Source organism: Acinetobacter ursingii DSM 16037 = CIP 107286 (genome assembly GCF_000368825.1).
GTDB classification, from domain to species: Bacteria; Pseudomonadota; Gammaproteobacteria; order Pseudomonadales; family Moraxellaceae; genus Acinetobacter; species Acinetobacter ursingii.
The window spans coordinates 326,578-338,112 of the sequence record NZ_KB849716.1; the positions used below are offsets into that span (position 1 = coordinate 326,578).

Annotated in this window: 8 protein-coding genes; 4 read left to right on the forward strand and 4 right to left on the reverse strand. The window is 37.1% G+C overall.

The window, feature by feature from the left end; translation table 11 throughout:
• Positions 1–94: 94 nt before the first annotated feature.
• The 3 genes from trmB to F944_RS06265 all read left to right on the forward strand — a co-directional run bounded on the left by trmB (position 95) and on the right by F944_RS06265 (position 4,371).
• Positions 95–811 carry a tRNA (guanosine(46)-N7)-methyltransferase TrmB gene (gene trmB / locus F944_RS06255; protein ID WP_004988286.1) on the forward strand — a complete coding sequence of 239 codons (717 nt, stop codon included), beginning with the start codon at positions 95–97 and terminating at the stop codon, positions 809–811.
• Between the two features lie 603 nt (positions 812–1,414).
• Positions 1,415–3,901: an acyl-CoA dehydrogenase gene (locus F944_RS06260; RefSeq protein WP_004988287.1), complete on the forward strand. Its 2,487-nt coding sequence runs from the start codon at positions 1,415–1,417 to the stop codon at positions 3,899–3,901.
• Between the two features lie 80 nt (positions 3,902–3,981).
• Positions 3,982–4,371, forward strand: coding sequence for a carboxymuconolactone decarboxylase family protein (locus F944_RS06265; RefSeq protein ID WP_004988292.1), 390 nt, complete (start codon positions 3,982–3,984; stop codon positions 4,369–4,371).
• 29 nt (positions 4,372–4,400) lie between these two features.
• Here F944_RS06265 and F944_RS06270 read toward each other — a convergent pair whose 3' ends face one another.
• Entirely contained in the window at positions 4,401–5,453 is a 1,053-nt protein-coding gene (locus F944_RS06270) for a sensor domain-containing diguanylate cyclase (RefSeq protein ID WP_004988296.1), read from the reverse strand.
• Between the two features lie 533 nt (positions 5,454–5,986).
• Between F944_RS06270 and proP the strand changes: the two genes are divergently transcribed.
• Complete coding sequence (gene proP / locus F944_RS06275) at positions 5,987–7,468, forward strand: glycine betaine/L-proline transporter ProP (protein ID WP_004988297.1); 1,482 nt, start codon at positions 5,987–5,989, stop codon at positions 7,466–7,468.
• Between the two features lie 52 nt (positions 7,469–7,520).
• Here the strand turns inward: proP and F944_RS06280 are convergent, their stop codons facing one another.
• The 3 genes from F944_RS06280 to F944_RS06290 form a co-directional block, all read right to left on the reverse strand.
• Positions 7,521–9,467: an oleate hydratase gene (locus F944_RS06280; RefSeq protein ID WP_004988299.1), complete on the reverse strand. Its 1,947-nt coding sequence runs from the start codon at positions 9,465–9,467 to the stop codon at positions 7,521–7,523.
• 301 nt (positions 9,468–9,768) lie between these two features.
• Positions 9,769–10,734, reverse strand: coding sequence for a DUF4424 family protein (locus F944_RS06285; protein WP_004988301.1), 966 nt, complete (start codon positions 10,732–10,734; stop codon positions 9,769–9,771).
• Positions 10,735–10,903: 169 nt separating this feature from the next.
• Positions 10,904–11,446 (reverse strand): cysteine peptidase family C39 domain-containing protein, encoded by a 543-nt coding sequence (locus F944_RS06290; RefSeq protein WP_004988304.1) that lies wholly within the window; start codon positions 11,444–11,446, stop codon positions 10,904–10,906.
• Positions 11,447–11,535 lie beyond the last annotated feature (89 nt).

Below are 11,535 nucleotides of genomic sequence, written 5' to 3' on the forward strand. Positions count from 1 at the left end.
TTGATTTACCAGACAGTAATTGCCAGATTAGGTTTGACTTCAACTATTAAGCCTTTAAAATACGGCATTCAGATTTTTGAGTCCTACCCAAATTATGTCGACTGATCAGTTAGAAGCGCAAATTACTGAACTGGATAATTTGCCTGAGCATCGTGAAATTGTGACGTTTATGCGCCGTTCTGCGCCCTTAAATACATCACAACGTACCGCATTAGAACAATATCAGCATTTAATTTTGGAATATCCAGTGGGGGATTTACGTCAGCATTTTGAACACCCTGAACGTCCATTGACTGTTGAAATCGGTTTTGGAATGGGGCGTTCATTAGTTCTCATGGCTAAAGCCAATCCTGAACGTAATTATGTGGGTATTGAGGTGCATGTACCGGGTATTGCACAATGCGTCTATGAAGCAGGTATGGCAGGACTCACAAATCTTCGTGTACTGGATGCCGACGCGATTCAAGTCCTTCGTGAAATGCCAGATGACAGTATTAATTGTGTTCAGCTTTATTTCCCAGATCCGTGGCAAAAAAAGCGCCATTTCAAACGTCGTTTCGTTATCCATGAACGTATGCAACTGGTGGAACAAAAGCTTGAAATTGGCGGTACATTTCATGCCGCAACTGACTGGGAACCTTATGCTGAGTGGATGCTGGAAGTTTTAGATCATAGAGAAAATCTTGAAAATCTGGCGGGTAAAGGCAATAGTTATCCACGTCCAGATTGGAGACCTCAAACTAAATTTGAACGTCGTGGTTTAGAATCAGGTCATAAAATTAATGACTTTATTTTCAAAAAAGTTCAGTAAAAATGTTAGGCACTTATTTGATAAAATAAGTGCCTAACTTCAAAGATAAAACATAGCCTCAAAGAGACAAATAACAATTCCATGTCTTAGAATCTACCCAACATCACTAATTCATATATAAAAATTTATCTACGCCATTTCACTTTTCAGTAACGGGCAAGATTTTATATTAGACTTCTTTATCCTTATTTAACCTTTTTACTTTTCTCCCCTAGGGAAAAATAAAAAGAATTTATAAAAATAAGACCACACATTAAATTTAATTGAAACATCACAAAATTTACGTATTTTGAATTGTGTGACTTTGAATCATTTATTAGACGGAGATATTGAAATATAGATTTTATTTTTCAATAACCTTTTGTGACAAATCAATAACCTAACTGTTATGCGAAAAATAGAAAAAATAAACTATTTATAAGAAGAACAAATAACAACTTTTTAGCTTTATCAATAGAACAGGGAAATTAAGCTATTCATTTTATAAAGATTTCTCTTGTATAGATACTGATACATCATTGATTTAAGTCAAAAAGTTAAGAACTTTTCCATCACTTTTAACGCATTGATTTGATATAAAATGCAACTACCCAAGGAGTAAGTATGACTTTTTTCCTGTTTATCGTTGCTATTTTGGTACAGCTTTTTGCCATTTGGGCTGTTTTCTATTTTAGCCTATCCAGAACTGTGGGTAGTATTGTGACTATTGTTGTGGCGATTGCTTCAGCCTTTATTTTTACAGCTTGGTCACTATTATTAGGTATCCCTCTAATCCTTCTCAGTTTAGTGGTCTTAATTGATCCTTTCCGTTTTAATTTGATTACGAAACCCGCATTTAGTAGCTTAGGCAATTCTATGCCTAGTATTAGTACCACTGAGCAGGAAGCGCTTGAAGCAGGTACAAGCTGGTGGGAAAAAGAGCTATTTATGGGAGCGCCCAACTGGGATACTTTTAACGCGTATCCATTTCCTCAGTTATCAGAAGAAGAACAAGCTTTTATTGACAACGAAGCTGAACAGTTATGTAGCATGTTAGATGAATGGGAAATTCATCATCAAACCAAAGACCTACCTGAACATGTATGGCAGTTTATTAAAGATAAAGGCTTTTTAAGCCTGATTATTCCAAAATCTTATGGCGGCAAAGAGTTTAGTTCTTTCGCGCAAAGTCGCATCATGAGTAAAATCGCCTCGCGCTCACTGACCACAGCCGTGAGTTGTATGGTTCCTAACTCTTTGGGGCCGGGTGAGTTACTCATGCATTATGGGACAGATGAACAGAAGCAGCGTTATTTGCCGGGTTTAGCTGCCGGCACTGAAATTCCATGTTTTGGTTTGACTAGTCCAGAAGCTGGTTCTGATGCAGGTGCAATTCCAGATACAGGCGTGGTGTGTTACGGCGAATTTGAAGGTGAAGAAGTGCTTGGTTTACGCATGAACTTCTCGAAACGTTGGATTACCCTTGCTCCAATAGCAACTGTGGTGGGTTTAGCTTTTAAACTCTATGACCCTGATGGTTTACTTGGTGATACATCTAAAACAGAATACGGTATTACTTGCGCCTTGATTCCTGCAAATCATGAAGGCGTTGAGGTTGGCCCAAGACATTATCCAGGCTCTCCATTCATGAATGGAACAGTAGAAGGTCGGGATGTATTTATTCCAATTGACTACATTATTGGCGGCCCGAAAAATGCAGGTAAAGGCTGGCGCATGTTGATGGAATGTTTAGGTGTGGGGCGTGGTATTTCTCTGCCTGCATTGTCAACTGCCGCTGGAGAAATGTCTTATTTAACTGTGGGTGCATTTGCCAAAGTTCGTGAACAATTCAAACTTCCTGTCGGTAAATTTGAAGGCGTACAGGAAGCGACCAGTGACATCGCCAGTGATGCTTACATGTTAGAGTCATTTCGCTATTTGGTCACCTGTGGATTGAATCAAGGTGGCACACCTGCGGTGATGACCGCGATGGCCAAATATTATGCCACCGAGACAATGCGTAAAGTCGTGAATCATGGGATGGATGTTGTAGGAGGACGTGCAATTCAGCTTGGACCACGTAACTTCTTAGCACTGTCTTATCAGGCAATTCCTGTCGCAATTACAGTTGAAGGTGCAAATATCCTGACCCGCTCATTGATGATTTTTGGTCAAGGTTCTATGCGCTGTCATCCTTATTTATTTGAAGAATTGCAATTATTGCAATCCAATGATAAACCAAGCGCACTCAAACAATTTCACGAAATTTTATTTAAACACTTAGGTTATACCTTTAATCGTGGAGCACGTTCATTTGCCTACGGTTTTACTGGTGGTTCAAATGACGCGCCTGTGATTTCAGATGATTTTACTCAGCCTTATTATAAAATCATCAACCGCCTCAGTGCCAACTTGGCTTTAACCGCTGATATGTCATTGGGTTTACTAGCAGGTGATATCAAACGCAAAGAAATGTTATCTGGGCGTTTAGCAGATATTCATGCTTATCTGTTTATTGCCTCTTCTATTTTAAAATTTTATGCCAACGGTGCCAAATCTGAAGCAGAGCAATTACATGCAAAATTAGCCCTAGAGAAATCGCTTTATCAGGTGCAAGAAGCATTTTATGGCTTGTTTGAAAATTTCCCAATCAAGCTGGGTGCAGCACTGGTTAAGTTTGTTTGTTTCCCACTTGGACGACCTCTTGCTAAACCAAGCGATGAACTCAAACAACAAGTTGCAGAACTGATCATGCAGGAAAATCCATTCCGTGAGCAACTGAAAAAACATGTGTATTATTCTCAGGATGCCAACGATGTCACAGGTCGTATGGAATCAGCATTTCAAATGCTATTACAAATTGAACCACTTTGGCATAAATTCAAAAAAGCAGAATCTAAGGATCAGTTTAAAGGTTTAACTTTTGAAGAGCATATTACAGATGCTGTTGCGACGAACTTTATAACTGAAGCAGAAGCTCAAAGTTTGATCGTTTATAACGCTAAACGTTATGACAGTATGCTCACTGATATTTTTGACATGGAACTCAATCATGATCTTGAGCTTGAAAATCCACATATGCCTATTACAGGTGAAGCAACTCTGGATTAATTTGAGTCTTTAAGCCACTTTGATAATGTGATAAAAGCGTTTACGGACGCTTTTATTTTTTGCAAATTATAGGAAAGATGATGTCACAACAAGATTATGAAAATGGTTTAAAAGTTCGAACTGAAGTGATGGGCGAATCATTTGTTAAACGTGCTCAGGACAATACCGTACCGTTCACAGCCCCCCTGCAAAACTGGATTAATGAACATGCTTGGGGATCTACATGGCAACGTGAAGGTGTACTACCTCGTAAGTATCGCTCACTGATTACCCTTGCCATGTTAACCGCACTTAAAGCACCTACAGAACTAAAAGGCCATGTACGCGGCGCATTAAATAATGGTTGCAGCATTGAGGAAATACAGGAGACACTGTTGCATAGTTTGCCTTATTGCGGTGCGCCAGCAGCCCAAGAAGCATTTCGCGCAGCCTTAGAAGTGATTCAGGAATATCAAAATAATCAAACTTAAATCAGATTTACGAATACATATGTTTATTGCTAATAAATCTGGATTCCATCTCGACCATTGCGTTTGACATAATAAAGCGCTTTATCTGCCAGACCAAACCATTCAGAGACTGTTTGTGCAGTCTCTACAGATGCAATTCCGATGCTAATACTTGCAGAAAAATGCTCATCACTTTGTAATCGGATATTCTTGATACAAGCTGCAATATTTTCAGCAAGTATTAAAATTTCATCGTTGCTTCGATCTACCACAATAATGGCAAGTTCATCGCCACCAAAACGAGCTGGCGTATCTTTAGGGCCAATAAAATGCCTTAAAATACTGGAAATTTCGGCTAAAAAGTAATCCCCTGCCTCATGTCCATAAGTGTCGTTAATATATTTAAAGTCATCGACATCTAGCAACATCAAATGTGCATGCGTTCCATTTCTCTGAGTTTGGATAAAAATTGAAGAAAGACGCTGCTCAAACAAACGGCGGTTGGGAATATGCAAACGCGGATCCATTAGGGCAATACGCTCAAATTCTCGATTTTTATGGATTAACTGCACAGCAAGATTTCGGGTTAATACGCTTAAAAACATGATATAGAGTGTTGCTAAAGGTAGTGAACACCAGACAATGCGACTATCAAAATCGACATTCACATGAAAACCTAACAATACCCACATGACCAAACAACTAACTAGCATAGCCATCAAAGAGGGTTTTAAAATGACCCAACCGCCTGCGGCATAACGATCTGAAATTAAAATCGCGACCATAATTAATGATGGAAAAGGACTAATCCCCATCACGGCAACCCAAATTCCCCCTAAAGCAGCATCGACCACTAAACTCATATTTGTGGTTTTCACTGCATCTTGTTTGCTTTTAGCATACACATAAGCCACTGTGGGCCAAATAAAGGCATTAATACCCAGTAAGATATATACAAATAAAGAGTAATTTAAATAATGAAGAACTGAAGAAATGGATAAAAAACACAGAATAGTTCCCGTTTGCCGCATTAAAAAAATACGATGAACATATCGCTTGCTGCGTTCAAGTAATATCGCTTCATCCGTTTTTATATATGGCATGGTCATTAGGACTTTCTATTCAATGATAAAACGAATTGCTTATTGCTAAGCCGCCTATCCAACGGTACGTCAACCACATGATTCTAACCATATTTTATTCATAAAATAATGTATATATATACCAATTTTTTTAAAAAAAATTTAATTAAAGAATATTTATTTACAACAAAAAAATAAGAACTGACATATTGCGACACTTTTTTGCTATTTATGGTGCTTTAGAATAATTCCTATTTTTATATTTCTAAAATTGAGCGCTATTATTTAAATTTTCGCATCAAATTACATATTTACATCATAGGCACACATTTTCTTCATCATCACGCAACACATAAATTTAAAGATCATTCTAAAATTATAATTCTCTGATATTTAATCATTTTAAATAATACACATACAATCCTTATGGTTTTGTGTATTTCCAACGTGATATTGAAAAGATGATCTTTATGAATTGTTAACATAAATCGCTGTTGAATTGCTAGAGCTCGTGAAACTACATCAAATTGTGATTACTCAGGAAATAAGCCACTATGTCCAAAAGAAAAATAAAACCTCTTGAAATAGATGATGTTGAAATTGTTGATTATGAAAAAACCAAAAAAGCGATTAAGGCTGCCGCACTTGGTAATGCAATTGAATGGTTCGATTTTGGTGTATATGGCTATGTTGCCTATGTACTGGGTAAAGTATTTTTTCCCAATTCATCCCCCAGTGTGCAGATGATTGCTGCGCTTGCAACTTTCTCCATTCCTTTTATTTTTAGACCGTTAGGAGGAATATTCTTTGGTCGCTTAGGTGATAAGTACGGACGACAAAAAGTTTTAGCCATTACCATTATTATCATGTCTGTGAGTACGTTTGGTATCGGTTTGATTCCATCTTATGAAAGTATTGGGATTTGGGCGCCGATCTTATTGTTGATTGTCAAAATTGCGCAAGGCTTCTCAGTTGGGGGGGAGTATGCAGGGGCAGCCATTTTTGTAGCTGAGTATTCTCCCGATCGGAAACGCGGCTTCATGGGAAGTTGGCTCGATTTTGGTTCAATCTTAGGTTTCGTGGTGGGTGCCGGGGTTGTTTCCTTAATCAGTTTTTCTGTGGGTGAAACTGCCTTTATGGAATGGGGTTGGAGAATTCCCTTTTATCTGGCTTTACCTTTGGGCTTAATAGGACTGTATTTACGTCAATCTCTTGATGAAACCCCTACTTTTCAAGCACATACTGAAAATCAATCAGATTCAAAAAAACCTAAAAAAATTGGTTTCAAGCAAATATTGAGCGAACATAAGCGTAGTTTATTGGTCTGTGTTGGTCTGGTCATTTGTACTAATGTCACCTATTACATGCTGCTTACTTATTTACCCAGTTATTTTTCGCATAACTTAGGCTATTCAGAAGATCATGGGGTATTGATCATTATTGCCGTTATGGTCGGAATGCTTTTTGTTCAACCCTTTGTTGGGATGTTTAGTGACAAAATTGGCCGTCGTCCTTTTATATTTGCAGGCAGTATTGCATTGGTTTTATTTTCTTATCCTGCCTTTCTTTTACTTGATAGCAATAATGTCTACTTAATTTTTCTAGGCCTTTTAATTTTGGCACTTTCGCTCAATATGCTGATTGGTGTGATGGCATCCACTTTGCCTGCCCTATTTCCCACCGAGATTCGTTATAGTGCGCTTGCCATTGCGTTTAATATTTCGGTGGTAATTGCAGGGTTAACACCAACCGTTACCGCTACGTTGGTTGAAACTACGCAGAATATTATGGTTCCAGCTTACTATTTAATGTTATGTGGCGTATTTGGAATTATGACCGCATTTTACCTGAAAGAAACAGCCAATTTACCTCTCAAAGGTGCAACACCAATGGCAGCTGATTGCGAAGAGGCGGAAGAATTACTGGAACAATATCATGAAAATATAGAACAGAAGATTGAGCAGATTGATCAAAAAATTGAAGAATTACAGGAAAAACGAGATCATCTCGCCAAACAGCATCCAGATATTGATTAGCTTTTTCTCCTATAAAAAACAAGACCCTAATTAGGGTCTTGTTTTTTCTGATCTATTTCGCTTTTTCTTTTATAGAACTGATCCAGTCTTTAAAATGTCCAAACTGTTCAGATAAAAATGATTCGGTTTCAGGCTGCGCTGCATCTTTTGGCAAAATATGTTCATAATAAGTGCCTTTCAACACATGTCTGAGTAAACGTTCACCTGGAAATGGCTCACCGTCATTTAAGGTTTTTGCACCTTTAATTAGGTGACGAATGTCATATTGCAAAGGCGAAAGATCTGGCACTTGTTTATCAATATTAAGAAGTTTATAAACAGCTAAACGTCCTGTTCGAGCTGAACTTTCAATAGTAAAAACGACATCATTATTGGTTTCTACAAACTGCCCTACCACGGCCAAATTTTTATATCCTTCAGGCACTACACGTGGACGATCACCTTTAGCACGTGGCATAAACATTGAAGTAATATATGGCATAAAGGAAATGCGGGTGATGGTGTTTTCGATAACATTGTCTAGTTGATCAACAATTCCCAAGTGATAACACAACTCTGCCAGTATTTCATTACCTGTACATTCTGGCATAGTCTTTTTAACATAGTTGCCTTGTTTATCCATAAATAAGGCATATACCCAAAGCACTAATACATCATCGGGCTGGTTAGGGAAATGCGGCTGACGGTTACAGGTAAAGCTCATCAACCAGTTTGAATCTGTAATTGTAATAATTCCTCCAGTGACCGTTTTACCAGAGTACGGATCATTAACCGCGTATTCTTTCAGTTTTTCAACAAAAGCTGACGGTTTACAAGTCAAGGTCACAGATAACCAAGATGATTTTTCAATGTTGCTACAAAACTTCTCAGGTTTGCCAAATACTGGAGATTTCTTTGCCAAGTTTTTCCAAAGTAACCAACCTGCACTTTGACCACTCGTGCTATTGTCCACTTTACTCATTGCCGCAGTCGTATTGTTACCATACGAAGTATCTTCCGTCATTGAACCTGTAGTAATCACCACAAAATCATTTTCAGTCAGATCAATTTTTTGTTCTTTGCCATCTTTTTCTATTAATAATGATTTTGCAAAACTATTCTGCCCTTTTTGCTCAATTTCTACATCTTTAACCAAAGTATTCAACTTAAGAGTAACGCCCTTTTTCTTTAAGTATTGTCCTAAGGGTTTAACAAAGGTATCGTGCTGGTTATATTTTGGAAATACCAGCGCGGTCATATCTTTAAAACCATCGAACTGATGTAAAAAGCGATGCATATAAAGTTTGCATTCGAGTAGGCTATGCCAGTTTTCAAAAGCGAACATGGTTCGCCATAAAGTCCAAAAGTTAGATGCTAAAAATTCACTGCTGAAATATTCTTCAATAGTGGTATTGTCCAGATCTTCTTTTTTGGTGAGAAGTAATTTGACAATCGCAAGTTGATCTTTCTTAGATAAACCAAACTTATTAAAATCCTGCACCTGACCTTGTTGATGAATCAATCGTGCTTTGGAAAAGTTGGGATCATTATCGTTGAGTAAACGATATTCATCCAGCACACTAAAAGGTTCTGGCAACTCTAATGCAGGAATGTCCTGAAAAATGTTCCAGATATTTTCATAGGCAAATTCCATCTCACGACCACCACGAATCAGGAAGCCATCTTGGGCATTACCTGCACCATCCAATGAACCGCCATCAACATGGAGTTGTTCTATGAAAATGATATTCGATGCGGGTATTTGTGCGTCGCGAATGAAATAATAAGCTGCTGATAATCCTGCAATACCACTCCCAACAATATAAATTTTACTGTTTTGATATTGGTCAGAACCAATACCGCGATTTCTTTGATAATTACCGATATAGTCGGCTGGTGGTGTCGTGATATCAGCTGAGTTTTGATAAGTTTCCGTACTCGAGTCTGGCTCGTGAACCATCTTTCCATGGAATTGTGATGTATTGAGAACCTTATCAAATTTTGAAGTAATTTTACTCATGAGTTCCTCTTCGGATTTATTATCTGAAATATGTTATTTATGAGCCTATTAGTATGATCATATCCAGCACTATTTTTAGCCAAGTTCTGTATTAACTTTGTATTTGATCTGGCTGTCTCTTAAACTCTATTGATTTAGTCTATTTTTACAATAAAATGATTTTAAAGAGATATTAGGCTTCTTGCATAAGTTCTTATTATTTTTCCCCTATGGAAAAAAATAAACAGCGTTTAAACAATGATGAAAGAAATCTATTCTATTTCTTCTAAAATTTTCATTTTGAATGAATAATATTATTTTCTCATCTTAATAATGGTACAAAAATAATATTTACATCCTCTGTCGGTTTAAAATTTTTCTCTGAGATTTTAAATTGAGTTGCATTTATTTTTTGTATATTTCCTTTCCAGCAGAGTGAAATCAATTCATTTTTATCTCGCTCAATGATCATGTTAAAATTTCCAATCGGTTTCGCCCAGTTTGCTCCCGTTTTTAAAATATAACTCAACCCCATATAAGGTGGATTTTTATTTGGCATTTTGTTGAGTGCATTTTTAAAGCTCTGGTTGACACAGTGATTTTTTGCTATTCCATCATCAAGATAGACCGAACCACCGACCAAAGGCCGATATCGATGCTCCACATGCGTCACACTATTGGCTTTAAAGACTTGTTGCCAGCTATAAATAACTTGTGCCTCCCAATAAATGGAATCCTCTGGATGATAGGGTTTAATTAGTTTTTGCACTTTAGGCTGTTGGCAGCGGAAAATACGTTGATTTAACACCTCATCACTGATTTTCTGTGTCCACGGATTCATCAACTCTTGATCGCTCAAGCCACATTGTTTTAATTCTTGAGTCACATCAATCGAATCTTTCGTCCAATCTATCTCACCTTTTTGGTTCAACGCGGGCAAAAAAGCTCGCACATGCACCGATGCATTGATAGGTCTTTGATTGACTTTTACTTTAAAACTATTAATAAAAGCATCTGTATCAGCAAAATCACTTTCACGTGAATTCCCAACTTTAGGCAAAGGAAATAAAATGTTTTCCTGAATATTATGAGACGTTAGATTTTTAAACTCATATTCAACACGGATTTGTTTTTTACTGATAAATAAATTTTCTTTTTGCATACTGATGTTCGGATTTTTAACATAAGCGACTCCACCTGTTGCAACATATCCTGTTGAATCATTTGCATATAAAATAGGAACAGCAAAAATACTAACCAAACCAAGACATGTTATTTTTTTAATCATTATGATGATCTCTCTACTTTATTTAAATTATCTACATTATGAAACTTCTTTTAGCATTATTTGATCCGTTTATTTTTTTACTCATTAAGGCAAAGTAAAAGGAACTTAAAAGAAATTCTATTGCTTTTGATTGACATGCCATATTTCAAAAATTCTGTTTTTGTCTCTTCTAACTGAATTTTGTAGATTGCATTAACTTTAGCTCTTGATCATTAATTAAAATTACTTGTCTACAAATTCCTTCTGCATCACGTTGCTGTTCAAATAAAAAAGCTGGCATCGGATCAAAACTGTCAAAGAAACAAATTTCCTGCTCATCCATTGAATAAACTAAGGACTGATTGCCTACACCATCCAAAGTATCATAAGAAACAATGACCATCTGTCCATTTTCAATTGCCCCTTGAATTTCAGAATAAGTAAGCGCCGAATGTATTGGGATATTTAAAGCTTGGGCTTGTTGATAAATTAAACGTTCACTGTCATCGATATAAGGATCAGGATCTGTATAGAAAGACACATCAAAACCAAATTTTTTTAATGCAACCGCTAAAGCAATGGTAAATGTGCCATATTCTTGATCATGTTGAGTTGCCTGTATCAATTCCGAAATATCCATTTCAACGCCATGATGTTGAAATAACATCCACAGTGCAAAAATGCCACAGTTGGCTTCAAGGTTGACTAAGGACTCTGGAATTTCTAGCGCCATCACGTTGAACTCGCATTACATTTATTCGAATCATACACAAAACAGCGTTGGCACTGTAACAATTTATCAGTACAATAGCGCCACCAGTC